Raw genomic sequence first — 25,630 nt, 5'->3', positions numbered from 1 at the left:
GGCATTGGTGGCATGGCATGCGTGGGCCAAGCTCACTTCGTACACGCCAGAGAAACACCGTTGAACAACGCATGGGTGATACCGGCATATCGGGTGAGTACGGCGGATCCCATCCTGCCGTATCGGCCGTTGCCTGGCTAGCTGGAGTATCAACCCAGCCCGGGGAAAGGCTGTTCTTTGTAGCCTTCACCCAAAAGCATTTTCAGCTCTCGATTTTTCAGATCCCATGCTTCCTTTAAAAAAAGAGCTGGAGCATCGACAGTCCTCATCCATCAAGAACCTTTTTGAAACAGTGACTTTGCAAGGCTCTCACCAATTCTGGAGCGCCGCCATGCACCTGTTAGCGCCGCTCTGACCATTAGCCGGACTACGAAGGGCGCGGCCGGCCGCTGGAGGCTTTTCCGGTGGGATGCTAGTGAGTCTGAGCTTTCGGCCAGGCGCCGCTGGAATTACACCGGCTAGTGCAATCTCTACCATTATGGCGTTCATCATCCCCACTGGCTGATCCTGGTGCTCGTTCTGTGGCCGACGTTCGTGCTGGCGATGGGCATGGGGCAGCAGCCGTTTGGTCAGAAGTTTTAGGGGCGTGGGGCAGGCTTTCGGCAGTGCCCCTGGTCCCGACCAGCCAGGGGGACGGGTTTAACTGTGAACGTCAGTATCCCTCGGTATCACGCAGCAGCGTTTTTACGCTGCATTCCAATACGCTCGCAGCCGCCTTCCAACTCCCTTCAGTAGCTTTGGTTCGTAGTGCCAGCTCTGCCTGGAATTGCCTGGTCTGTTCCTCACGGCTGCCTGTTCGAACCGGCTCGGCAGTTGATAAGCCATGGACGACACCGGACCACTGTTGAAGAGCCTTGTCCAGCCAACCAGTCGCGCTGCCAGGTTCGAACCAAGCCATGCACAGCGCCGCAAGGCGCTGCAGATCTCGCAGGTTGCCGGTCAGGGGGTGTTCTGCCAGCCCTTTCTGCAGTGCCTGCGACCAGGGGGCGGCCGCTGGAAGGCGTGCATCGACACGGCAATCTGCCCAGACCCGCTGCCAGTCTTCCTGCAGGTCCTCGCGACATTCGCGCAAGGCGGGCAGCGATACGCAAAGGTGGCTCAGGCGATCGCACAGGTCCTCGTCCAGCCGCTCGCGCAGTTGGGCCATGGACAGGTTCGAGGCACAGACCAGTTCGAAGTCGGCGCTGATCTCTGTATCACTGCCGATGGGGCGGTAGCGTCGCTGGCGATCCTGGAACACCCGCACCAGCTGGCGCTGCACAGGCCGCGGCAGATCCTGGATTTCATCAAGAAATAGAATGCCGCCACTGGCCTGCGCGAGCAGGCCCTTGCGCGCTTGCGCGGCGCCGGTGAAGGCGCCCTTGACGTGGCCAAACAACAGACTTTCCGCCAGGCTCGATTCCAGGCCGCCACAGGCGAGGGTGACCACCTTGTCCGGTCGATGCTTGAGCAACGCCACCTGGGTTTCCACCAGGCGGCTCTTGCCGGTGCCGCGCTCTCCCAGTATCAGCAACGGAGCCCCTGCCACCCGGGCATAGCGAAACAGGCAGTTCATTGCCTCGCGCCGTGCTGCCGAGCGTGCCTCTGGATTGTAGGACGGCACGCCCGGCTCCAGCCGCTGTTGCCGGCGTATCTCTGCGAGGTAGCTACTGACCTCGAATGGTACGGGGTCAAGCCGTCCGGGTTGGGATGACCACAGGCGCGTGCCCACTGCAAATGCCCCACCGGCATGCAGGATCAACCAGACGCTGTGCATGGCAGGAGTACCCGGCGAGAGGTTCAGGTGCAGGCTCCCGACGACCGCCTTCAGCCTGGGCAGTACCTGGCGCTGGATCGCGTCATAGATGGCCTGGTGACGAGTGGGTCGGGCAGGCTGATCCTGATCGGTTCGATGTGCGCAGCGCCGATGCTGGGCGGAATGTCGGCAGCGCTTTGCGCCTGGACCAGGTAGATGACTCGGCTGACCTGGACGCCAAGCTCGGTAAGCTTGCCGAGCGCGCCTTCCAGCACCTCCAGGCCGGCCCGTTCTGCGTGCCAGCAAAGAAGCGTATCGCTCATGGGCGCTGCCTGCTGTCGATGACGACGGCGGCGGCACCGATTTCACCGAGCAACTGGACCGCAGGGGCCAGTTCGCCAGGCTGGCTGATGGCTACCGTGAGGCGCCCGCCCGGTTCGCGCAGCACTTTGGGGGCGTAGGGTCGAGGTTTCTCCTTGCCTTGCGCGGGGCGCATGTGCGGGCTGGCCTTCGGATTGCTGTAGGGGGCCGTTACGGTCCAGCTGCAGGTCAACTGGTGGGCCGGGTCATGGCTCTGCGAGGGCTGGGAAACGTCCGGGCGTGGTGCCTCCAGGTGGTGGGCGGACTCGGCAACCACCTCACCCAGGTTGATCTCGGCTGCGGCCAGGATCTGCACCGGGTCCAGTCGACCGTTGCGCCACAGCTGCACCTCGCCACTCAGGTCCCCCAGCACGGGTGCTGGCAGCAGTTGCCAGGGCGCGACGGCCTGCCAGTATTGCAGGCGCTGCTTGAGCTCTTCGGCCTGGCGCACATCCAGCAGCGCGCCAAGCTCGAAGCTGTCGTCCAGCCCGTGTGGCTCGAGGTTGGCCGACATCACCATGGCGTCACCGGCATCGGTCCACAGCGCCTTGGCATGCAACCACTTGAAACCGTGAACCTGCGCACCGCTTTCGGCGAGTGCCAACAGCGCCGGCATGGCCGACGGGCGTACCCGTGCCAGCACCGTCACCTTCAGCCCTTCACGGGCGCGCTGGCACAGCCGTTCGACCATCGGATGTTGCGGGTCCCAGCCGAAGCTGCTGACGATGATGTGGCTTGAGGCGTTGCTCAACGCCTGCAGCAAGTGTTGCGCGATGCCTGTGTGCTCGGCCGTGGTGGCGCGGATGCCAGCCTGGGGTGCCGGGTGCTGCACGTCCTTGATGGGTTTGGCGGCCTTGAAGTCTTTGCCGTTGAGCAATTCATGTTCCGCCGTTTGCCACATGGCCCAGCGCAGGTAGCCGGCAATGCCCTCGACTTGAGTCGGGCTCAGGCGCACTGCGAGTTCTTCGTTGCGGGTGAGGGCGCCCTCCGTGAGGTTGGCGGTGAGCAGGACGCCTGCCGGCCGGGTGTAGGGGTCGATCAGGACGACCTTGGCGTGAAAGTGCGCCGCTGTACGGAAAAGCACGGACTTGCCCAATGTCTTGAGCATCGCCTTGTGGTGCGCGTGGGTCTTCTGGTCGAACTCGCCCTGGCTCGGTTCCCTGCCCAGGCGCGCTTCCGAAGCCACCATCACATACACCCGCACGCCACGCTCGGCAGTGGCCTTCAGCGCTGCTTCGAAACCGGGGTCGGCGATCAGGAAGCTGCAGATCACTGCCATGTCCACGGCCTGGTTCAGCAGTGCGATCAGTTCGGCGCGCAGTGCGCCCTGGTTGCCGGAAACGTGGATCGAGTGGCCGATCTCCGGGGTTGGCGGGCGCTGCGCGCGGCCTCCTTGCCATGCTGCAGGCATGGGCAAGGCACGTTGGTCGAGCACTTCGGTGTGCGTGCGTACCCAAGGGTTGGTCATTTTGGTGTTCATCACAGTCCCCAATCTTCAGCGGCAACCAGGTGCCAGAGGGTGGTGGCGCGGCTGTTTTCGCGCTGTTGCCAGGTCTGTTCGGCAAGGTCCTTGCGCCGGGGGCGCTCAGCTCGAAGCTGAGAAAAGATTCGTAGGCCTGCGTAGTCCAGGTTTTGAAGCGTTCGCTGCTGGCATAGTGATTGACGTGCTCGAGCAGGCGCCATTGTGCCCAGCGCTGGGCATCGTCGTGCGAGCGCGGGGTCAATGCCACGCGCGCGATGCGTAGGTCATCGAAACGACCCAGCTTGGCAAGCTGCGGCGCGGGTACACGCAGGTCGGCGCGCAGGCTGTTGCGCTCGGCATCCGAGCTGGTGTCGAAGGATCTTTTCAAGGCCAGCGCCTGGTCATCCCAGTCGTCCACCAGTCCGGCAGACTGCAGCAGCCCCTGCCAGACGGCTTGTGCGGTTAGCGGCGGGGCACTGGACGGGGTGTCGATGGGCGTCCCGTCGAGATTGCCGTGCAGCTGCAAGCCGCTATGATCGACGTCCCAGGTGGCAACCAGCGTCGCCTTGGTCTTCTGCGGCTGCAGGTTCTTTTCCAGAAGCTCGATGCGCAGCGCTTCCTTGTTGCCTAGGGGCGTGATGGTCTTGCGCAGGGCCTGGTTCAGCCAGGCAGGGATTTTCTCGTGGGTAGGGTGCTCTTTGCTACGGACATCCTGCCTGGCACGGGGCTCCTCGAACGGTTCGACCAGCAGCACCGGGCACTCCAGCAAGGTGTCATCACTGGCCCACAGCCGCCAGCAGGCGTACTCGGGCACGAACACTTCCTTGCGTTGCAAGGCATCCCGGCCGAGTTCGGTCAGGCTGTAGCTGCAACGCTTGGCGCCCTGTGCGCCGGGATCCGGCAACTGTTGCAGCAGCCCCAGCCCGCAGGCGATGTCCAGCAGGCGCCGCGCCGCAGCCAGGCGGGAGGGCTCACAGAACAGGTGCACGGCGATGTCGTGGGCGTCGATGGCCTCCTTCACGTCGGTCCGTTGCAGCAACGGCAGCAACTCCGGGCGCTGGGTGGCCCGGGCCACCTCACCGATCACGTGCCAGCAGAAAATGCTCACCTGACGGCTCAGGACGATATTGCCGCGTTCGGCGTTAGTTCTTGTCATGCAACGAGGTCTCCCAGGTCTTTTCAGCGGCGAGTTTGCCGAGCAGGCTGTCTTTGGTTTTACCCAGGGCATGGCGATCGCCCACGATGATCCGGCAGTAGCGCGCCCTGGTCAGGGCGACATTCAGCCGGTTCGGGCTCCGCAAGAAGGGGGTCATGTGATTGCGTACCAGCGACAGCAGTATCAGGTCGGCTTCGTGCCCCTGGAAGCGATCGACGGTGCACAGGTCCAGCGTGATGAACGGGCTGCCTTTCGGGCCCTTGGCGAAATGGCGCTGGGCATGGCCATTGGCGGACCACTTGCGCAGCGCGTTGCGCAATGCCCGTTCCTGCCCACGGTAATAGGTGAGAACCGCGACCTCCCAGGGGCGGCCATCATCCCTGCGGTTTCTGCCGGCCCAACGCTCGAAGCGCTTGAGTTCTGCGATGACCTCTTCGACCTCGGCCGGGTTGCTGTTCGATTGCCCGTCGAAGCGTGCCTTGACATGGCGCCAGGTGGCGGGGTGCCGGTCGTAGCTCCAGGTACGCTCGGCCGTCATCCGCGCTGGGCTGAACAGCGCCTGGCCCTGGTAGATATGCTGGTGCGAAAACGCCGCGATATCGGGGTGCATGCGGTGCTGATGGCTCAGCCGCACGTGCCGTGAAGCCAGGACCGCCTCGGGCAGGCCATCGCTTAGCGCGTTGCCGCTTCGCTCCTGATGGTTGCGGCCAAAACCCTCTTGCAGGGATTCAAGGATCGAGGGCAGGGCCACCTTGCGTACCCGGGCGACGTTCTTGTTCACGTGATCGGGCGCCACTCCCGAACCCTCGACTGGCATCAAGGCCTCGATCTGGCGGGCTATGCGCGCCTGTCCGGAGCTGTCTTCCTGGCTAGCGTGGCGTTGCTCGTATTCGGCATTGATGCGCCACGCAAGCTCCATGCTCCAGTCTGGCACAGGCTCTGCGGCACTCAGCCGCGGGTTCCGCCGGCGGGCCGCCGCCGCACGGCGCTCGAGCATGGCCGGTGCTTCGCCGCGCACAAGGGTCGTATCCAACGGCAGTTCATCCAGGCGTGCGCCGAGGGTTTCGCCTGCCCCCAGCACGATCCAGGCATCCTGCAGCGAAGTGGGGTCCTCAGCCTGTGCAAGGTTTACCCCCAATGCGGCGGCTTGAGCCTGGTAGGCCTGACGAGCCTGCGCGTCGGGGTTGGCAACCACACAGCCACGCCCCTGATGGCGGGCCATGAACGCATCGACGCAGGCGTTGCGCAGCCATGTCTTGGGCAGGCAGGCGTCAAGGTTGGCCGCCATGGCCTGTTCATCCACGTAAGGTGAGAGCTGCAGCGGATCGCCGACGATGATCCAGCGCTTTGCCAGTACGGCGGGAACGAGAAATTCGTGGAACGTGGTCTTGGAGGCCTCGTCGAGAATCAGCATGTCGTATGGCGGGTAGTTGCTGCGCCGGCGTTTGAGGTCCGGGTGCTGCAGGATGCCTGTGGTGGTGCCGCAGGTCAGGTTGGCGGTGCTGAGGACCAGTTCAGTGATCACGTGATCATCCTGGCGCAGCGCATCGAGCAGTGTCCGTTGCGCCAGGCTCGGGCTTGGCTGACGGCTCAATGCTGCTTGCAGTCGCTTGCGCTCGGTCGTTCGAAAAGTCTCCAACTGCCATTCGCGGGCCTTTTCGGACACGTTGCGGGTATCACCGATGCGGATGGGAATGATCTGGTCGCGATGGGGGTTGCGGGCGTCCATGAGTTTTTCCAGGACATTGTCGACGGCCACGTGGGTCGAAGCGCACAACAGTACCCGCTTGCCCTGTTCGGCCATCTGCAGGATCAACTCGCAGATCGCGGTGGTTTTGCCAGAGCCTGGTGGGCCTTCCAGCAACATGAAGTCGGTGGTGTGCAAGGCCTGTTCGACGAAGCGGCGCTGTTCGTCGGTACCGGGGCGCTCAAGGTCAAGCAGCAGTTTCCAGGCATCGCTCGCCAGGGCAGGGGCGAGCAATTCTGGCCAGCGCGCATGGTCGTTGGTCTCCAGCAGGCGCAGCAAGGGCCGGTGCTCCACCGAAGGTACGTCCTGCAGGCAGGCGATGGCTTCCTGCTGGCGCCTGAGGGTATTGGTGTTGGGGCGCAGCAACAACTGGCTCTCGGTGGGTTGGCGCTCCAGTAGCAGCCGCTGGCCGGCGGGGTCCCGGTCGAGGATGCGCAGGGAACGCTGGCGGTTGAACCTGAATTGCACGTCCAGGCCATCGGGTGCGGAAAATTCGTAAACCTCACGCGCGTCTTCGTCGAGAAACGCACGGAAGGTCGCTTCCGGCTCGCCGGGCCGATCTTCGGGCGGCTCCAGGCTGATCCAGAAGCCTGCGGGGTTGTCTTCGATGCCCTCCGGCCGAAAGGCGGCCGCCCACCCCAGCCGCTTGACGGCGTGGTCGCTGTTGAGGTGCTTTTCAGAGACCTGAAGGAAGTCGTTGAAGTCCTTGAGGCCGTGAAAAACCCGGCTCATGAGAATGTCGGGGCGGTGGTGCTGAAGGTTTTGGTAGTAGAGCAAAGCCATCGGTCAATTCCTGTTGGGACGGTCAGCAGGGTCCATTGCAAGTGGTATGCCTATGTGGTTTTCATGCTCAAGATATTGATTTATAAGTAAATTTCTATTCAGAGATAAACAGGTTACTGGCCAGACTTGGCCATTCGCAGACATAGTTGTCTATCGAGGCGAACCAGCTTAACGGATGATGGCTAAAAGCTATATCCTGTGGTGCCTGCGCGAAGAGGACAAGGAGCGAGACAGGGTGTCGAACCGTAGCCAACTGGGATGGGTGGACTTTTCCAACGAAGACCGTGAACGGGTCAAGCATGCGCTCAGCCAGCTTGCGCAGCCCGGCACGCTGGACGAATTGGGCATCGGGGGCTTGCGCGATGCATTCTCCGACCTGATGTTCCCAGGGTTTTCCACCCTGCAGACCCGGGCCAAGTATTTCATCGCCGTGCCGCGGATCATCCGCGATTACCTGCAGCTCAGTTGTGCGCGCCAGCGCAAGCAGCCACTTGCCCACTACCTGGAGGAACAGGAGGCGCATCTTTCGGAGTTGCTCAGGGTAAAGCACCATAATTCTGGCCAGACCGGTATCTCCGGGTTCTCCCTGCAAAAAGGCGAGCGGGTTTCCCGGCAGCCATCGTCCATTTATTGGGTTGGCTTGCGCACTTGGAAACTGATCGATACCCAAGGGTCGCTGCGCCAGTTCGCGCAGGCCATCGGCTCGGCAGAAGAACCCTGGGCCGGTCTGCAGGAAGAGGCGGGAGATGACAGCGACGCCCACAGCCCGTCGAGGCTCGTCCACCTAGATCGCCATGATCCGGCTTGGCTTGACGGCGTCAGCATCGAACTGACCGATTCGGAGGCGCGCTTCTTGAGCGAAAAGCTCAAAACCGGGCCTGAGTATAACCTCGTTACCGAGCTTGAACGATCCGATCTGCGCGAGCAGGCGCTGGTCAAGGGAAAGGCCGGGTTTCCGGCGCTGGCAGCCTGGGTGGGCGATCAGACGCAACTGCCTCGCCAGACCCGCGACAGCGTGGCCATGGCGCAGGCGTTCAGTGAGCTGATTTACGGTGCCCATCTGCGCTTGAACATGCTGCTGGTGCGTAACGGCGCCGAGCACCGGGCGTTGCTGGATACCTACAGCGAATACTGGGACGCCTGGCGTTTGCAGGCCCATGCCCACCCGCAGGAGGTCGATCGATGGCTGGCGCACACCAAGGTTTCGCTGGCCGGCCACACTAGGTTCTGTACGAAAAGTACTGCCGTAGGCATCGCAGCGTGCAAGCCAGCGTGACCATCGCGCCAAAACTTCTGGCGAGCTTGTCGTAGCGGGTGCCGATTCTCCGGTTCTCTTTCAGCCAGCCAAACATCCGCTCGATGATGTTCCGTTGCCGGTATTTCGGACGATCAAACAGTCGGGGTAGTCCTGGCTTGGGTTTGCGCTTCATGGTGCGCTGCAGAATCACCGGCTGCATGCGATAGCGGTCGCAGTACTGGCGCAGATGCTCGGCATCGTAACCTTTGTCTGCCAGTAACCAACGGCAGCGCTTACGAGGCCGTCCCGACTTTCCGGGGATACGCACCTGATCCAAGAGCGGCTGAGCATGTGCAATGTCGCTGGCTTGCCCCGGTGACAGCATGAAGCGAAGAGGTATCCCATTGGCATCGCAGATCAGGTGAATCTTGGTGGTCAGGCCGCCTCGACTACGTCCCAATGCATGGTCTACCGGTTCTTCTGGCCCCCCTTTTTCCCGGCGCCAGAAGAGGCTCGGGTTGCGCGCAACGCAGTGGAGTCGATCATCCACGTATCCAGGTCAATCAGGCCTTCCTGATTCAGCCGGACGTGCAATCGCTCAAGTACTCGGTCAAACGTACCGTCGTCTCGCCAGTCACGGAACCGTTGATACACCGTCGACCACGGGCCGAAACGTTCCGGCAGATCACGCCAGGCGGCTCCGGAGCAGAGGATCCAGAAGATGCCGTTGAGCACCAGCCGATCATCACTTCGAGGTCGGCCCATCTTCTGTTCCGGGGAAACCAGATCCTTGATCAACTCCCAGCCCGCATCCGGGAGTTCGTAGCGCCTTGCCATGTGGGCCTCCAGCCAATCATGGCGGCGATTCTACCTGCATCGACTTTTCGTACAGAACCTAGCAGACGTCATCTACTATCTTCATCAGCTGATGGAACAGCGACGTTTTTTCGTAAGTCCCCAAGCCCGCCCATGCGGGCATTTTCCTTTGAGCTCAAGGCAGAGCGAATTAACTGTTTTGGGTGCCGCCGCCATCTTTATACGACAAAGCCCTGATTATTCAAGGCTTTGTCGTTTCTGGAGTTTGATTTTCTCAGCTGCCTCTCCGCGGAACGTTTGTCCATCTCTTCGACGAGCTCCGCAACCTACTCTCCAGAAATCGATGCAGGTCCAGGAGACATTCACGTAGCTGGTGAATGGCCCGATCTTCTAACCCGGCGCGACTACTTATCCGACTCAAGCCGCAGGTTTGAGCACAACTTTTGTCCAGCCATTGTCACGCGCATCGAAGTGCTTATAGGCCTCAGGCCCTTCAGCGAGTTTCAGTCGGTGCGAAATGATCTGCGCGGGGTTGGCGCGACCGTGGTAAATGAGCTCAGCCAAACGACGGTTGTAGACTTTGACGTTGGCTTGCCCGGTGCGAATCTGCTGCCCCTTGAACCAGAAAGCTCCGAAGTCGAAGGCCATCTTACCTTGCTTGGCGAGGTCATTTTTGGCACCTGGATCTTCCGGCACAAACACACCTACGACACCGATTCCACCGGTAGCCTTGGTCGAGGCGACGAGGTTGTTCATGGTCAAGTGATTGGCTTCATGACCATGACGGTCGCAGCACTGATAGCCCACACATTCGCAACCGCGATCAGTCCCCTTGCCATGAGTCAGATTGAGAATCTGATCCACCGCGTCCTTCCCCAGCGAGTTGATTGGCGTGGCGCCCATCTGAGCAGCAAGCTTCAATCGGTCAGGATGGTTGTCGACCACAAATACCTGCGATGCACCTTTGATCATCGCAGAGTGAGCAGCCATCAGACCCACCGGGCCGGCACCATAAATGGCAATGCTCTCACCCGGTAAAAGACCGGCCAATTCCGTGGCGTGCCAGCCCGTTGGAAAGATGTCGGACAGCATGACGTAGTCGTCTTCACGCTCTTGCGCATCCTCAGGTAGCACCAGACAGTTGAAGTCTGCGTAAGGCACTCGGAGCAATTCAGCTTGCCCACCTTGATAGGGCCCCATATCGGCAAAACCATACGCGGCGCCTGCGCTACCGGGGTTTGCAGTCAGGCAGAAACCCGTCAGGCCCTTTTCACAGTTTTCGCAGAAGCCACAACCGATGTTGAACGGTAGGCAAACGCGGTCGCCCACCTTTACCCGATCAACACCGGCTCCCACCTCGATTACCTCACCGAGGTTCTCATGTCCAAATACACGACCTGTCTCCATCGAGGTACGGCCTTCGTACATATGCAGGTCTGAACCGCAGATGTTGGTCGTGGTAATTCGAACCAGGGAGTCTGTGGGTTTTTCAATTTTGGCATCGGTAACATTTTTTACACTCACGTCACGTGGGCCGTTGTAAACAATGGCTTTCATGTTGTTCTCCCATTGGCAAAACGAAAGATATGTTTCGTTTGCTCAAACTTATAGTTAAGAAGGGAATGAACGTATGTTCAAACAATTGATGAGGGAATTGACCAGCGGTTGAACGGTCGCGGTAGGAATGGCAGTCACCTGCCACCCCCGCACAGATCCGTACGTGCGGAACTACCGCATACGGCTCCTGCCTTGGGTTTTGACGCCGAAGCGGGTTATGGGATGCGGATGCATTGGTAGCTCTCTTGGATAGGGTATGAATAGCCGGGCCAACGTAGCCATGCGTTCCCAGTTCAGACGGTGCCGCTGACTTCGCCGTTTAAGAGCATGCCTCCACGCACCGATCACTTCACGGCGAAAGGCATCCAGTCGCCGTGTGTTACCGGGGACGTGATAGTAGTTGCAGTAACCTTTAAACAGACGGCTCGACCATTGTCCGATTACCGGGACGGGCTCATGTCTGCGCTTGTGTAACTGCGCCCGTATCTCCCTGATTGTCGTTCTCATACGCTTGGCGATGGTCACGCGTCTAACCACAAACATCCCGTTCTTGGTTTTGTCACAGATATGCGTGAACCCGAGAAAATCGAAAGTTTCCGGTTTTCCTTCTCCGCGCTTCTTGCGATCTTCGATCGCGAACCAGCCAAACCGTAGCAAACGTGTTTTCTCTGGATGCAGTGTCAGGTTGAACTGGGCTAGTCGAGCCTCCAACGCCTGGCGAAAACTCCATGCATCTTCATGCTTTTCAAACCCAAGCACACTGTCGTCTGCGTATCGCACAGCAATCATCTGACCTCGTGCAGTACGCTCGCGCCATTGCCTGATCCACAAGTCCATCACGTAGTGCAGGTAGATGTTGGCAAGCAACGGTGAAATAACGCCGGCAACAATAGAGCAAACTCTTGGATAAACTGGGGGCTGCGCATTGCCAGGGAGAGTTTTGCTCCGAGGTATGCAGGATGCCCCGACGTCGAGATTGTTCTCGTCATTGAGGTCATCGCCTCCACTGACGGGAGACTTCAGTCATGAGCCGAAAACCGCGGATCTGGCATATTCGTCTGGCTTTCGAGCCAAATCGATTCTCTTATGAGCAGTTCGAGAGGGTCTACGAGCAGCTAAAACCGACAGATGCGCGCGGTTCCTCAGAATTGCCACAACCCCAATCCTCTGTGACAAAGCATCGTGCTGCCAAGCGAGGTGAACAATGAGCCAGGCTGTGATGGTGGCGTTCTATGCTCGCGTATCCTCTGATCAACAGGCTAAACGCGGCACGATTGAAAGCCAGATTGCCGCGTTGACAGAGCGGATCGTGGCTGATGGTGCCCACGTTGCTGAGGACATGCGCTTTGTCGATGCAGGCGTCAGCGGCGCGACGCTGATTCGCCCACAATTGGAACGGCTCAGAGACCGCGCTGCACTTGGCCTGGTGGAACGTCTCTACGTCCTGTCCCCAGACCGGCTGTCGCGAAAATATGCTCACCAGGCCTTGCTGATGGAAGAACTATCGGCGTGCGGCGTACAGGTCGTGTTCCTCAATCATGCCATTGGCGTCACGCCAGAGGAGTCGTTGCTGCTGCAGATGCAGGGCATGATCGCGGAATATGAGCGTGCCAAAATCATGGAGCGCCATCGTCGCGGCAAGCTTCATGGGGCCAGACGTGGCAGCATCAATGTGTTGTCGACTGCGCCGTACGGTTATCGCTACATTCGTAAGCAACTTGATGGCGCACCCGCACAGTACGTTATCGACCTGCCGCAAGCGGCGACGGTCAGAACCATCTTTCAATGGATTGGGATGGAGCGACTGAGCATCGGCGAAGTGGTGCGACGCCTTGGGGCAACCGGCACCGTCACCGCCTCAGGTAAACCGTATTGGGATCGCAGCACTGTATGGGGAATATTGCAAAATCCAGCCTACATGGGCCGGGCCGCTTTCGGTAAAACACCGGCGCGTGATCGTTTACCTCGGATACGCGCACAACGCCACAGTGCCGAGGTGCCCAGGAAGGGCTACTCCACCGTACGTACCGATCCGAGTCAGTGGATCGAGATAGCCGTACCGGCGATTGTCAGCGAAGGGTTGTTTCAGTCGGTTCAAGAGCAACTTGCTGAGAATCGCAAAGCGACTCGTCAGCGCCGTCATGGTGCGGTCTACCTGCTTCAGGGCTTGACCGTTTGCGGCCATTGTCACTACGCCTATTACGGTAAAAAGGTCAGCAAGGCAGCGGCCAAAGTCCAACGTCGGGACTATGCCTATTATCGTTGCATTGGAACCGATGCCTACCGCTTTGGTGGCGAACGCGTCTGTGACAATCAGCAAATACGAACGGACCGTCTCGATGAACTGGTGTGGCAGCAGGTTGTTGAGCTGCTCGCCCACCCTGGAAGGCTAAAGAATGAATATGAACGTCGGCTGGGAATCCTCGAAGAAAAAGAAAAAACAAACCTTGATACGGCCGCACTGGAACGACAACGACTGCAGCTGGACAAAGGCAGGTCGCGGCTCATCGATAGTTATGCCGAGGGTATGATCGACAAAATGGACTTTGATCCGAAGATGCGGCACTTGAAGAGCCGTCTGGAGCAGCTTGATCAGCAGATTCAGGACTCACGGCGTCATCAGGTGGGGCAGCGCGAGCTGTTTCTCGTGATTAATCGTCTCGAAGAGTTTGCCGCGGCTGTCCATGACCGACTGGGCACTGTCGATTTCGTCACCAAGCGCGAGATCATCCGCGGTCTGGTCAAACGCGTCGAGATTCACAAAGACGAGATTTTGGTGGTGTTCCGGGTTGATCCGGATCCCGGGTTCAACGCCAGCGAGACGTCGACTGGCTCCGGCACCAGAGAAAAAAGTATGCAAGATCGTACGCGGCGTACTGGGCGCACCTTGCGGCGTGCCCTGCTTCGCAGGAATGCGCTTTCCATTTTCGAGAACACCTGTGCGCAGCCATCGAGCTATCAGCGCTAACATTCGCCTATCCGCAATTCGGTGTTGCAGGAAGCACATCATCCATTCGTGATGGTTGTACTGGATAGCTGCTGGTTTTATCGTGTTTATCCTCATAGTGTTTTTTACTCTGTCGCGACAGTTGCGCTCGCGGGTCAGCACCTTGTTACAGGGCGCTCATCAGTTGTCCATGGGCGACCTCAGTTATCGCCTGGCTGAACAGCCCCGTGACGACGAAATCAACCATGTAGCGCGGGCGTTCAATGTAATGGCCGCGCGCTTGGCGGACATGTTGGAAAACACTGTGCGGACAGAAAATCTCGCGGTACTGGGGGCCTTTGCCACGGGCGTGGCCCATGAGGTGCGCAATCCCCTAACAACCATGAAAACTACAGTGCAAGCCTTACTGCGCCGAGAAGAAGAACCCGAACGACGTTACTTGCTGACCGACCTAGGCAAGGAAATCGACCGCTTATCCCTTGTCACCAGCGATCTGTTGGAATATGGGAGGCCTCACCCGGCTCAACCCGAGGTGGTTGCTGTCGCGTCGTTGTTCGAGCAGATCGTCCGGCTGGCAGGGCCGGACGACCCGCAATTGCTGTGCGAAACAGAACCAGGCTTGCAGCTTTACGTCGACCCGGACCAGATCCGGCAGATCCTGGTCAACCTTTGTTTGAATGCGTTCCAGGCTTGCGACAACCAGAGCCCCGTGCGCCTGTGCGCCCAAGTATGGGATGGGCAGGTGCGAGTCATGGTCATTGACCAGGGCTGCGGTATCTCCGAGGCGGACTTGCAGCGCATCCGCCAACCGTTTTTTTACCTCCAAGGCGCGGGGTACAGGGCTGGGGCTGAGCATCAGTCAGCAACTGCTGGATGCCAACGGTGCGCGCATGGACATTATCAGTACGCTTGGCGTAGGAACTCAGGTGATCCTGGACTTTCCCGCGCCCCCAGGGAACGAGGCGAAGTAAACCACCGATGTCTGACATTCACGTTTTGATAGTAGATGACGAAGACACACTGGACGAAATTGCCACGCTGAAAATGCATCGGCGAAATATTCACCGCCATCGAGATGCCGGTGATGCCCTGCTCGCCTAACTGGCGCAAGTGCGCGCAGGCCGTATCGAGTACCGCATCGTGAGGGTCGGTGGCGATTTCCTGGATGAACGAGCGATCAATCTTGATCTTGTGGATGGGCAAACGCTTGAGATAACTGAGGCTGGAAAAGCCGGTGCCGAAATCATCGAGCGCAATGCGCACCCCCAACGCCTTGAGCCGGTGCAACGTATCGATCGCGCTATGCAACAGAAGCGACTCGGTGATCTCCAGCTCTAACTGCTCACCACGCAGACCATGTTTCTCCAGGGTGGCTTGGGCGATCACCCAAGGCATTATTTCCATGGCCCATCACCTCAGCCTGACGGTGGTCGCCGAAGGCGTGGAAACGGCGTCTCAGGTGGATTTCCTGAAGGGCAGTCGCTGCGATATTTTTCAGGGGTATTACTTTGCCAAACCAATGCCCTACGCAGAAATCGAAGCTTTCCTGAGCCATCCCGCGCCCCTTCCCTGAGCGGCCATTCTGTCGGGTCCCAGTCCTGTAAATCAGACGCTAAGGCAAATTGTCAGACTCCAACGCAGAACTCCCTCTCCCCAGGCAAGGCGCTCCCTGCGCCTTTCTCACACACTCGGCTCTAACGCTATCGCGCTGCATAACAACAAGAGCCGCGAAAAAATGACTAGTTTCCAACCTGCTACCGAAAATCAGACCGGCCACATCGGCGCCCGTCAGGCCCGTGTCGAGGACGCCGCATTGTTGCGCGGTCTCGGCTGCTATGCCGATGACGCTGCGATCCCGCCGGGGACGCTCCATGCGGCGATCATCCGTTCACCCCACGCTCATGCGCGGATCACCTCGGTGGACTTTTCCAGTGCGCTGCTGATGAAAGGCGTGCACGGCGTGCTGGTCGGCGAAGACGTCAAACGCTGGGCGCTGCCATTTCCGGTGGGTGTACGTCAGCCGATGGAGCACTGGTGCGTCGCCGTCGACAAAGTGCGCTACGTTGGAGAGCCGGTGGCCGTGGTGATCGCCGAGAGCCGCTATCTGGCCGAAGACGCCATCGAAGGTGTGCGCGTTGAATACGAGCCGCTGCCCCCGATCATCGATCCAGAACGGGCCACCGCCGAACAGGCGCCTATCCTGCACGAAGCCGTCGGCAGCAACGTGGTCAACGAACGACGCTTTCGTTATGGCGAGCCGGAGCAGGCCTTCGAGCAGGCGCCGCACAAGGTCTCGCTCAAAGTGAAGTTTCCGCGCAGTTCCTGCACACCCATTGAATGCTATGTGGTGTTGGCTCAGTACGAGCGCGCCACCGGCATTTATGACGTGCTGGCCAATTTCCAGGGCCCCTATGCATTACACACGGTCATGGCCCGGGCTCTGAATGTGCCTGGCAACCGCTTGCGTTTGCGCACACCGAAAGATTCCGGTGGCAGCTTTGGCATCAAGCAAGGGGTTTTCCCTTACGTGGTGATGATGGGGCTGGCGTCACGCAAGGTCGGCGCACCGGTGAAGTGGGTCGAGGACCGTCTGGAACATCTTCAGGGGGCTTCTTCGGCGACCAATCGGGTGACCGAAATTGAAGCGGCGGTAGAAGCAGACGGGCGCATCACCGCTTTGCGTTATGACCAGATCGACGATTGTGGTGCCTACCTTAGAGCGCCTGAACCGGCGACTTTCTACCGCATGCACGGCAACCTGACGGGTGCCTATGCGATCCGCAATCTGCAAGTGCGCAACCGCGTGGTGCTGACCAACAAAACCCCTTCCGGCCTGAACCGTGGTTTCGGTGGCCCGCAGGTATATTTCGCCCTGGAGCGGCTGCTGCAACATATCGCCGTGCAGTTGAAGCTTGATCCGTTGGACGTGATCCGCCGCAACCTGGTGCCGGCCGATGCCTTCCCATATCGCGCGGCCGCCGGTGCGTTGCTCGATTCCGGCAACTACCAAGCTTGCATTGCCTTGGCGGCGGCTGACGGTGGACTCGACGAGTTGCTCAAACGTCGTGATCAGGCGCGGGCGGAAGGTCGAATCTATGGCATTGGCTATGCCGCCGTCATTGAACCCTCGATTTCCAACATGGGTTACATCACCACCGCGATGACACCCGAAGAGCGGCGCAAGGCCGGTCCGAAAAACGGCGCTGTCGCCACCGCAACCATCAACGTCGGCCCGTTGGGTGACGTCAGTGTGCATGTGTCCTCGACACCGCAAGGGCAGGGCCATCAAACCACCGTCGCTCAGGTCGTCGCCGACGTGCTTGGGGTTGCATTGGAATCCATCGTGGTCAACGTCGAGCTGGATACTCAGAAGGACGCTTGGTCGATTGCCTCGGGCAACTATTCCAGCCGTTTCGCCGGCGCTGTGGCCGGTGCCGTCTATAAGGCCGCGCTGAAGATCCGCGATCGCCTCGCCGTGATTGCCGGCGAGCAATTGCAGGCCAGTCCCGAAGATATTCGTTTCGCCGGCGGCAAGATTTTTGTGGTCAATGGCGGGGCGGTGGCGCCATTCCATCGGATTGCCGGTGCGACCCACTGGTCGCCGGGCCTGCTACCGGAAGGTGAAAGTGGCGGTCTGCGCGAAACCGCGTTCTGGAGCCCGCCGCAATTGGTGGCCCCGGACGACCAGGACCAGGTCAATAGCTCGCTGTGCTACGGCTTTGTCTTCGACATCTGTGGTCTGGAAATCGACCGCATGACCGGCGAGATCCACATCGATCGCTACGTCACCTGCCATGACGCCGGCCGCCTGCTCAACCCCGCGCTGGTCGACGGCCAGATTCGTGGTGGCTTCACCCAAGGCCTCGGCGCGGCGCTGATGGAAGAATTCGCCTACGGTGAGGACGGCAGCTTCCTCTCCGGGACCTTCGCCGATTATCTGGTGCCAACCGCACCGGAAGTGATCGAACCGGTGATCCTGCACATGGATACGCCATCGCCCTTCACCCCGCTGGGCTCCAAGGGTGTGGGCGAGGGCAACAACATGAGCACGCCGGTGTGCATCGCCAACGCGGTGGCCGACGCCCTCGGTCGCTCGGACATCCGTCTGCCACTGACACCATCGAAAGTACGCACGCTCATCGGGATCGACGAGCCCCCTCGGCCCGCCGGTATGGAGCCCGACGAAGACCTGGACGCAGCACCTGCCGGTGGACCCGCGTTGCGGGCCAACGACTCGGTGGTGATTCCTGCTTCGCCGCAACAGGTCTTCGATACCTTGCTCGACCCGCAGACGCTGGCGGCGATCATTCCCGGTTGCCACGACCTCGTGCTTGAAGGCGAGAACCGATACCGCGCAGACGTCACCGTCGGCGTCGGCATGATCCGTGCGCGCTTCGAGGCCAAGGTGGCCCTGAGTGATCTGGACCCACCGCATTCGTTGCGTCTGTCCGGTTCCGGCAGCAGCTCGATGGGTTCGGCCCAGGGCCAGGCCAAAGTGCGTTTCGTCGAACTGGAAAATGGCCACACGCGTCTGGAATACCAATACCAGGTGGCGGTCAGCGGCAAAGTCGCCGCGGTCGGCGGCCGAATGTTGCAAGGGGCCTCGAAAGTGATCATCGGACAAATCTTTACTCGCCTGTCGCAACGGGTCAGCGGCCAAGCCATCTCCACCGGCTGGTGGGCGCGACTGCGCGCCTCGCTTGGCGCGCTGTTTGGCAAGGGGGGTGCGCAATGAAACCGGCTGCTTTCGATTACGTTCGGGCTGAAACCCGTCGTCAGGTGGTTGAGTTGCTCGCCGAGTATGGCCAGGAGGCTCGCATCATCGCCGGTGGCCAATCGCTGATGGCGGTGCTGAACATGCGCCTGGCTCAACCCAAGTTGCTGATCGATATCAATCATGTGGCCGAGCTGGCCTATATCGAGCTGCGCAAGGATTGCCTGGCGGTAGGTGCCGGGGTGCGACAGGCGCAGTTGCTGGCGCGTTCGACCCTGATGGACGAGGTGCCTTTATTGGCACTGGCGATGCCCTGGATCGGCCACTTCCAGACGCGTAATCGCGGTACGGTCTGCGGTTCGGTGGCTCACGCCGACCCCAGCGCCGAGTTGCCGCTGTGCCTGGTGACACTGGGCGGCGAGATCGTTCTCGAGTCCAAAAAAGGCAAGCGCATCGTCAAGGCCGCCGACTTCTTCCAAGGCATTCTCACCACCGACAAGCGTGCGGATGAGCTGGTCGTCGAGGTGCGTTTTCCGCTCAAGCGCGAAGGCATCACCTATCGCTTCCGCGAAATCGCCATGCGCCACGGCGACTTTGCAATTGTCTCCCTGGCCGCGGCCATCGGGACGGACCAGGTCGAACTCGGCATCGGCGGGGTCGCCGACCGTCCGCAACGTCGCAGCCTGCCACGGGGTGCGGCGCTGCCTGACGCGCTCAATCAAACCGCCTGGTCGCTCGATGCACAAGACGACGTGCACGCCAGCGCCGCCTATCGCCGCCAACTGGTTCGCGAGCTGGGTCATCAGATGATCGAAGGAGTCTGAACATGCGTGTAACTGCCGACCAAACCTTTCCGATTCGCCTGGAACTCAATGGCCGCTCCCGCGAAGCGCTGGCCGAACCGCGGACCCAACTCTGCGACTTCCTGCGCCACGACCTCGGTGCCACCGGCGTCCATGTCGGTTGCGAACACGGTGTCTGCGGCGCCTGCACGGTGCTGGTGGACGGGGTCGCCATGCGTTCCTGCCTGATGCTCGCGGTACAGGGGCACGAACGGCGTATCGAGACCGTCGAGTCCCTGGCCGACGACGACACACTGAGCGATCTGCAACAAGCCTTTCGCCGTCATCACGCCTTGCAGTGCGGCTTTTGCACTGCGGGCATTCTCATGTCCTGCGTGGATTTCCTCGAACGGGTACCCAACCCGGACGAGACCCAGGTACGCGACATGCTTTCGGGGCATCTATGTCGCTGCACGGGCTACACCGGCATCGTCCAGGCCGTGCTCGAAGTCGCTGCCCAGCGCCAAACGAACAAAGGGGTATAACAATAATGTTCGATCTCGGACGCAGTTTTCTCGCTGCCGTTGAACGCCGACCGCACGCCGTGGCGGTCAGTGACGGTGCGTTGAAGAAAACCTATGAAGACTGGTTCGTCGATATCCAGAGTGCAGCGCGGGGCTTGCAACGCCTTAGGCTGCAACGGGGTGACCGACTGCTGGTAGCGATGCAGAACCGCTGGCAGATGGCGACCCTGCATTGGGCCTGTCAGTTTGCGGGCGTGGTCATGACCCCGTTGAACTGGCGTTCGACTGCCGATGAACTGGGCTACTGCATCGAAGATGCGCAAATCCGCGCACTGGCTTACGACGACGCGACCGTGGCCGCGGTGGCCGGTTGCAGCGCCGCCACCAGGCTGCCACGGATCGCCGCCGGTATCCGTGCCGCCGACACCGACCTGAGTTTCGAGGAGCTGTGTTCGCAGACCCCCTCCGACATCATTTTGCAGGCCGACGCCGAAGACTTTTCACTGCTGCTGTACACCTCCGGAACCACCAGCAAGCCCAAGGGCGTGCCCCGTCGGCACCGTAGTGAACGCGCCGCGGCGGTGGCCCACGTAGCGCAAAACCTCTACCGCCAGAGCGAGTGCACGCTGGGTGTCATGCCGCTTTACCACACCATGGGCGTGCGTTCGTTGCTGTCCATGGCGCTGATCGACGGGCATTTCGTCTGTGTGCCGAAGTTCGACGTGGAAGCCACGCTGCAGGCCATCGAGCGGGAAAAGGTCAGCAACCTGTACCTCGTACCGACGCTCTACCACATGCTCATCGAGCACCCGGCCTTCGGCCGCGAGCGAGTAGCCAGTGTGGAGAAAATCGGCTTTGCCGGCGCGCCGATGAGCGACGGCTTGATGCGTCGCGTCGAGCAGGCGTTCCAGCCGCAGTTGTTCGTCAACCATTACGGCAGCTCGGAAATCTACACCTTCACCATCGACCAGCAGGCCAGTCGCAAACCCGGCTCCTCAGGGCGCAGTGCAATGAACCAGCGCGTGCGCGTGGTACCGATCGATGCTGAAACGGTGGACGTGCAGGCCAACCCATTGGAGGAGGGCCAGATCATCGCCGACCTGGCGAGTGACGAGGCGTTCGAAGGCTACCTGAACCGCCCTGAGGCGAACGCCAAGGCGTTGCGTGACGGATGGTATTTCACCGGTGACATCGGCTACTTCGATCTGGAAGGCGATCTGTTCGTCACGGGTCGTGTCGATGACTTGATCATCACCGGCGGCGAAAACGTCAGCCCGGCGGAAATCGAAAACATGCTCTCTCTGCACCCGGCAGTGGAAGAAGTGGTGGTGGTCGGTCTGCCTGACGAGCAGTGGGGCAAGATCATTGCAGCGTTTATCAAGCTGCGCGCCGAGGTGTCGGAATGCGACCTCGATGCTCATTGCATCGCTTCGGGCCTGGCCAAATTCAAGCGGCCACGGCGTTACCAGTTCATCGATCAGATTCCCAAATCTCCAGTTGGCAAGGTGCTGCGGCGCGTGCTGCTGGCCCAATTTCAGGAACAGGCCTTGAAGGCCATCAGCTAATCATCCAGAGGACACTACAATGCAACAACAAGCGATCCAGCAATTTCTCGACACTCAGTTCGATGGCTTCCAGGTTGAAGTCGATGTGTCCCGCGAGCGCGCTGACATCATCCTCAACCGGGCGCCGTTGAACGTCATTTCCATGGGGCAGCGTGATCAACTGCGCCTGGTCTTCGAAGCCCTCGATGCACACAAAGATGTGCGCGTCATCGTGCTGCGCTCGGTGGGTGAACACTTCTCCAGCGGTGGCGACATCAAGGGTTTCCTTGAAGCTTCGCCGGAGCACGTTTCGAAGCTGGCCTGGAACGTTGCGGCACCGGCACGTTGCGAAAAACCGGTAATCGTCGCCAACCGTGGTTACACCTTCGGCGTCGGTTTTGAATTGTCCCTGGCCTGCGATTTCCGCGTTGCTTCGCAAACCACGCGCTACGCCTTGCCGGAGCAGAACCTGGGTCAGATCCCAGGCTCGGGAGGCTCCGCACGCCTGCAGAAAATCATCGGCATCACCCGCACCAAACACATGGTGATGCGCGCCAAGCGCATTACGGGCGACCAGGCCTATGCCTGGGGTATTGCTACCGAGGTCGTGCCAGATACCGAACTGGAAAACACCGTCGATGCGCTGGCTGATGAACTGCGGCGCTTCTCGCCGCTGGCTCAGCGCACGGCGAAAAAACTGATCAACGACAACGAAGATGCGCCGCTGACCGTCGCGATCGAAATGGAAGGTCACTGCTACAGCCGCCTGCGCAGCTCCAAGGACTTCAAGGAAGGCGTCGAAGCGTTTCACAGCAAGCGTCCGGCAGTGTTCACCGGCGAGTAAATGCGTACCGGCGAGCAGGCCCGGGAGCATGTCGGCAAAGGCGTGCCTCCCTATGGAGCAGGGCCTGCCGCCCCTTCACTGAAACTGATAGGGCGCATCAATATTCGTTAATAGAAAACCCGTTGCGGGGCTCGTAGGGTGAGATCGGCTGCACCGAAATCCGTCCAATAAATATAAAAATCGGAGTTCCACTTATGGCTTCTAGCTGGCTGGTATTAACCATCGTGGCCGCCTACAGGGTGGTCTTGGCGTTGATCAGTTTCTGGGTTCGACGCTCTACACAAAGCGCGAAAAACTTCACCTCCGGAGGCAAGGAATTCCCGGCGGTGATTCCATCGTTGCAGGCCGTTGCGCAATTTTTCGGGCACATGCACGAATGGATGGCCGGGATCGCCGTTGCAGGACTGGCCGGGGCGCTGTTCGGCACCATGGCCGCGCTAACCATGGGCATCGCCACCTTGTTGCTCAAGGACTTCTATCAGCCGTTCTTTAACCCGCCGCCGGATGACCGGGCATGCCACCAAAATAATAATGACGAGGTAAGGCCATGCAGCCTGTGACGCTTTCCACCCCCGAAGCCGACATGGCCGGGGACTTGCCAGCAGGCGCCAGCCTGCGTGGCTGGCTCGACCATTTGCAGCGCCAGCAGCGTTTGGCAATGATACGTCCCGGCGTGGACCTGCGTTTCGGCGTTGCAGCGATTGCTAATCGTCTGGACGGCAAGAGCGCTTCACTGTTTCCCCAGCCTGGCGGCCACTCGATTGCGGTGGTTTCCGGCCTGCTGTCCGACCGGCAGTGGATGGCCGAGGCGATGGGCGTGGAGTCCGCTGAAGTGTTGGCGCGTTTCGAGGCGGCCAGCCTCAATCCGCTGCCGTGGCGGGAAGTCAGCGATGCAGCTTGTCAGCAAGTGGTGCATCGCGAGATCGACCTGAACAAACTGCTACCAATTCCCACCCACAACGAGTACGACAGCGGCCCTTACATCACCGCTGGCCTGCTGATTACCCGCAACCCGCGCACCGGGGTGCAGAACGTTTCGATTCACCGCTTGCAGGTGAGCAGCCCAAATCGACTGGGTGCATTGCTGCTGCCACGCCATGCGCTGGCCTTCTTTCAGGAAGTCGAGGCGCTGGGTGAGGATCTGGACGTGGCGGTGGTAATTGGTGCTGATCCGCTGACCTTGCTGGCGTCCCAGGCCATCGTGCCGATCGATCACGACGAACTGGAAATCGCCGGCGCTCTGCATGGCCGTCCGCTGGCGGTAACGCGCTGCGTGACCCATCAGATTCGCGTGCCTGCCGACGCCGAGATCGTCATCGAGGGCCGGTTGCTGGCCAAGGCGCGGGAGATGGAAGGGCCGTTCGGCGAGTTTCCGCAGTACTACGGCGAACGCGCCGAGCGACATGTGATCGAAGTCGACGCCGTAACCCATCGTCACAACCCGATCTTTCACACCATCGTCGGCGGCGGCCTGGAACACTTGCTGCTCGGCGGCATCCCGCGCGAAGCGACCATGCTCGCGCACTTGCGCCGCAGTTTTCCGTGCGTGCGTGACGTGCACCTGAGCAAGGGCGGAGTGTGTCGTTATCACCTTTATGTGCAGATCGACAAACGCTCCGAAGGCGAGGGCAAGAACGTCATCCTCGGCGCGCTGGGCGGTCACTACGACATCAAGCATGTCACCGTGGTGGATCTGGATGTGGACATTCATGACCCCACCGAAGTCGAGTGGGCGATTGCCACCCGTTTCCAGGCCGACCGCGACCTGGTGCTGATCCACGAATCCCAGGGCTCGAAACTCGACCCGTCCACCCGTGACGGTGTTGGCTCGAAGATGGGCTACGACGCCACGGTGTCGCTGTCGGCACCGACCATGCGCTTCAAACGAATCCAGGTGCCAGGCCAACAGGAAGTCGAACTCGACAAGTTGGCGGACGCGGCCCCGCAGGACTGGCAGCGCGTGCTCCAGATGCACGATTGAACCCGGTGGCCGCTGGATTCGGCGGCCTGTTTCCGATAGTTCCAACCAACTCAAGACACGTCTTGCGTGAGGCAACCATGACCACGACAACAACAACAACAACAACTGCATCGCCAACCAGCGCCGCTATCGATACACCGCAGATTCCACCGGGCAAGGCTTTACTGGCGGCATTTGCCTCAACATTCGGCTGGGCGCTGGATTTGTTTGACCTGTTCATTCTGCTCTACGTGGCGCCGATCATCGGCCGCATGTTTTTCCCCTCGGACACCCCGACACTGTCGCTGGCCGCGGTATACGCCTCATTCGCCGTGGCCCTGCTGGTGCGCCCCCTGGGTTCGGCAATCTTCGGCGCGTATGCCGACAAGCACGGCCGCAAGCGAGCGTTGATGGTGTCGATGGTCGGCGTCGGTATTTCCACGGCACTGTTTGGCGCGCTGCCGACCATTCATCAGGCCGGCTTATTGGCCCCGATACTGTTTCTGCTATTGCGGGTGATTCAGGGCATTTTCGTTGGCGGCATCGTGGCCTCCACTCACACCATCGGCACCGAATCCATCTCGCCGCGCTATCGCGGCCTGATGTCCGGGTTGATCGGTGGTGCCGGTGCCGGCATGGGCGCGCTGTTGGCGTCGTTCACTTACCTGGTGTTGTCGGAAATTTTCCCCGGGGATGAATTTGACGTCTGGGGCTGGCGCTTCATGTTCTTCTGCGGGCTGCTCAGCACGTTTTTCGGGCTGGTGATGTTCCGCTATCTGGAAGAAACCCCGGTCTGGCAGCAACTGCAACAAGCGCGCAAGACCAAGGGGCCGGCGGTAGTGGTCGTGTCGCCGCTCAAGCGTCTGTTTGGTCGCGAGTACCGCAGCGTGATGCTGGTCAATCTGCTGATTACATTCGGCGGCGGAGCGACGTATTACCTGGCCTGCGGTTATCTGCCGACCTTGCTCAACGTGGTCGCCAAAGTGCCCCATACGCAAACTTCGCAGATGCTCATGTACGGGTCGGTGGCAACCATTGTCGGAGCACTGGCCTTCGGTTACCTGAGTGACCTGATCGGTCGCAAGAAGACCTTCATGCTACTGGGTGTGATTAACCTGGTGAGCTTGCCGATGATGTTCCTCGGTGTCGCCGAGCCGGGTTCGCTGACCCGCACTGCGCTGTATTGCGTGGGCATCGCCTTCATGGGCGGGGCGATCATCGCGCCGATCCTGATCTTCCTCAACGAACGCTTCAGCACCGAGCTGCGCGCCAGCGGCACAGGATTGTCCTGGAACATCGGTTTCGCCCTCGGTGGAACCATGCCGACCTTTGTGTCCCTGTTCAGCAGCAGCCCCGCGCAGATCCCCATGGTACTGGCGATTTTCGCCGCCGGCCTGTCGGTGATCTACCTGATCGGCAGCGTGGTGATTCCGGAAACCCAAGGCAACTTCAAGTGAAGGAG

General features: G+C 60.4%; 17 protein-coding genes and 3 pseudogenes. 12 read left to right on the top strand and 8 right to left on the bottom strand.

What is annotated here, in order from left to right; translation table 11 throughout:
* Window positions 1–652 precede the first annotated feature (652 nt).
* From RHM69_RS10200 to RHM69_RS10185, 4 genes are all read right to left on the bottom strand, one after another.
* Window positions 653–1,756, bottom strand: coding sequence for a sigma-54-dependent transcriptional regulator (locus RHM69_RS10200; RefSeq protein ID WP_083263028.1), 1,104 nt, complete (start codon window positions 1,754–1,756; stop codon window positions 653–655).
* A gap of 50 nt (window positions 1,757–1,806) precedes the next feature.
* Window positions 1,807–2,058: a hypothetical protein gene (locus tag RHM69_RS10195; protein WP_069556799.1), complete on the bottom strand. Its 252-nt coding sequence runs from the start codon at window positions 2,056–2,058 to the stop codon at window positions 1,807–1,809.
* A complete protein-coding gene (locus tag RHM69_RS10190; RefSeq protein ID WP_069556800.1) occupies window positions 2,055–3,575 on the bottom strand; it encodes a phospholipase D-like domain-containing protein in 1,521 nt (506 codons plus the stop codon). The genes RHM69_RS10195 and RHM69_RS10190 overlap by 4 nt, the downstream gene beginning before the upstream one ends.
* A 1,124-nt stretch (window positions 3,576–4,699) precedes the next feature.
* Window positions 4,700–7,243, bottom strand: coding sequence for a DEAD/DEAH box helicase family protein (locus RHM69_RS10185; protein ID WP_069556802.1), 2,544 nt, complete (start codon window positions 7,241–7,243; stop codon window positions 4,700–4,702).
* A gap of 235 nt (window positions 7,244–7,478) precedes the next feature.
* Here RHM69_RS10185 and RHM69_RS10180 point away from each other — a divergent pair, with 235 nt between their 5' ends.
* Window positions 7,479–8,519, top strand: coding sequence for a DUF6361 family protein (locus RHM69_RS10180; protein WP_139129444.1), 1,041 nt, complete (start codon window positions 7,479–7,481; stop codon window positions 8,517–8,519).
* Here the strand turns inward: RHM69_RS10180 and RHM69_RS10175 are convergent.
* From RHM69_RS10175 to RHM69_RS10165, 3 genes are all read right to left on the bottom strand, one after another.
* Window positions 8,464–9,317 (bottom strand): IS5 family transposase gene (locus RHM69_RS10175; protein ID WP_139129445.1). Its coding sequence is split into 2 segments (ribosomal slippage): window positions 8,464–8,975 and window positions 8,975–9,317, totalling 855 coding nucleotides; the frame shifts between segments, so codons are not numbered across the junction. The two genes, RHM69_RS10180 and RHM69_RS10175, sit on opposite strands and share 56 nt — an antisense overlap.
* 396 nt (window positions 9,318–9,713) lie before the next feature.
* The gene (locus tag RHM69_RS10170) at window positions 9,714–10,853 is read right to left on the bottom strand and encodes a glutathione-independent formaldehyde dehydrogenase (RefSeq protein WP_069556805.1); all 1,140 of its coding nucleotides are present in this window, start codon (window positions 10,851–10,853) and stop codon (window positions 9,714–9,716) included.
* 171 nt (window positions 10,854–11,024) lie between these two features.
* On the bottom strand, window positions 11,025–11,720 hold the full coding sequence (locus RHM69_RS10165; RefSeq protein ID WP_256557688.1) for a reverse transcriptase domain-containing protein: 696 nt from the start codon (window positions 11,718–11,720) through the stop codon (window positions 11,025–11,027).
* A gap of 337 nt (window positions 11,721–12,057) precedes the next feature.
* Here RHM69_RS10165 and RHM69_RS10160 point away from each other — a divergent pair, with 337 nt between their 5' ends.
* Both RHM69_RS10160 and RHM69_RS10155 read left to right on the top strand, forming a co-directional pair.
* Window positions 12,058–13,821, top strand: a complete 1,764-nt coding sequence (locus RHM69_RS10160; RefSeq protein WP_256557689.1) for a recombinase family protein — start codon at window positions 12,058–12,060, stop codon at window positions 13,819–13,821.
* A gap of 169 nt (window positions 13,822–13,990) precedes the next feature.
* Window positions 13,991–14,771: pseudogene (locus tag RHM69_RS10155) on the top strand (histidine kinase dimerization/phospho-acceptor domain-containing protein).
* Window positions 14,772–14,928: 157 nt separating this feature from the next.
* On the opposite strand, the pseudogene RHM69_RS10150 reads toward RHM69_RS10155, so the two are convergent.
* Window positions 14,929–15,177 (bottom strand): annotated as a pseudogene (locus RHM69_RS10150) (EAL domain-containing protein); the annotation flags it as partial.
* 1 nt (window position 15,178) lies between these two features.
* Between RHM69_RS10150 and RHM69_RS10145 the strand changes: the two are divergent.
* From RHM69_RS10145 to RHM69_RS10105, 9 genes and pseudogenes are all read left to right on the top strand, one after another.
* Window positions 15,179–15,373: pseudogene (locus RHM69_RS10145) on the top strand (EAL domain-containing protein); the annotation flags it as partial.
* Between the two features lie 162 nt (window positions 15,374–15,535).
* On the top strand, window positions 15,536–18,535 hold the full coding sequence (locus RHM69_RS10140; RefSeq protein WP_069556809.1) for a xanthine dehydrogenase family protein molybdopterin-binding subunit: 3,000 nt from the start codon (window positions 15,536–15,538) through the stop codon (window positions 18,533–18,535).
* Window positions 18,532–19,338: an FAD binding domain-containing protein gene (locus RHM69_RS10135; RefSeq protein WP_017737798.1), complete on the top strand. Its 807-nt coding sequence runs from the start codon at window positions 18,532–18,534 to the stop codon at window positions 19,336–19,338. The genes RHM69_RS10140 and RHM69_RS10135 overlap by 4 nt, the downstream gene beginning before the upstream one ends.
* 2 nt (window positions 19,339–19,340) lie before the next feature.
* Window positions 19,341–19,841: a (2Fe-2S)-binding protein gene (locus RHM69_RS10130; RefSeq protein WP_008060977.1), complete on the top strand. Its 501-nt coding sequence runs from the start codon at window positions 19,341–19,343 to the stop codon at window positions 19,839–19,841.
* A 5-nt stretch (window positions 19,842–19,846) separates the two neighbouring features.
* Window positions 19,847–21,385, top strand: a complete 1,539-nt coding sequence (locus RHM69_RS10125) for an AMP-binding protein (RefSeq protein ID WP_069556810.1) — start codon at window positions 19,847–19,849, stop codon at window positions 21,383–21,385.
* A 19-nt stretch (window positions 21,386–21,404) separates the two neighbouring features.
* Window positions 21,405–22,208 (top strand): enoyl-CoA hydratase/isomerase family protein, encoded by an 804-nt coding sequence (locus RHM69_RS10120; protein WP_052229556.1) that lies wholly within the window; start codon window positions 21,405–21,407, stop codon window positions 22,206–22,208.
* A 194-nt stretch (window positions 22,209–22,402) separates the two neighbouring features.
* The gene (locus tag RHM69_RS10115) at window positions 22,403–22,768 is read left to right on the top strand and encodes a hypothetical protein (RefSeq protein WP_069556811.1); all 366 of its coding nucleotides are present in this window, start codon (window positions 22,403–22,405) and stop codon (window positions 22,766–22,768) included.
* Window positions 22,756–24,189 (top strand): UbiD family decarboxylase, encoded by a 1,434-nt coding sequence (locus tag RHM69_RS10110; RefSeq protein WP_069556812.1) that lies wholly within the window; start codon window positions 22,756–22,758, stop codon window positions 24,187–24,189. The genes RHM69_RS10115 and RHM69_RS10110 overlap by 13 nt, the downstream gene beginning before the upstream one ends.
* 77 nt (window positions 24,190–24,266) lie before the next feature.
* Entirely contained in the window at window positions 24,267–25,625 is a 1,359-nt protein-coding gene (locus tag RHM69_RS10105) for an MFS transporter (RefSeq protein WP_083263029.1), read from the top strand.
* Window positions 25,626–25,630: the final 5 nt, after the last annotated feature.

Origin of the sequence: Pseudomonas sp. CCI1.1 (assembly GCF_034348165.1) — a bacterium.
Lineage (GTDB): Bacteria > Pseudomonadota > Gammaproteobacteria > Pseudomonadales > Pseudomonadaceae > Aquipseudomonas > Aquipseudomonas paracarnis.
This window is presented reverse-complemented; position numbering and strand designations above follow the sequence as displayed.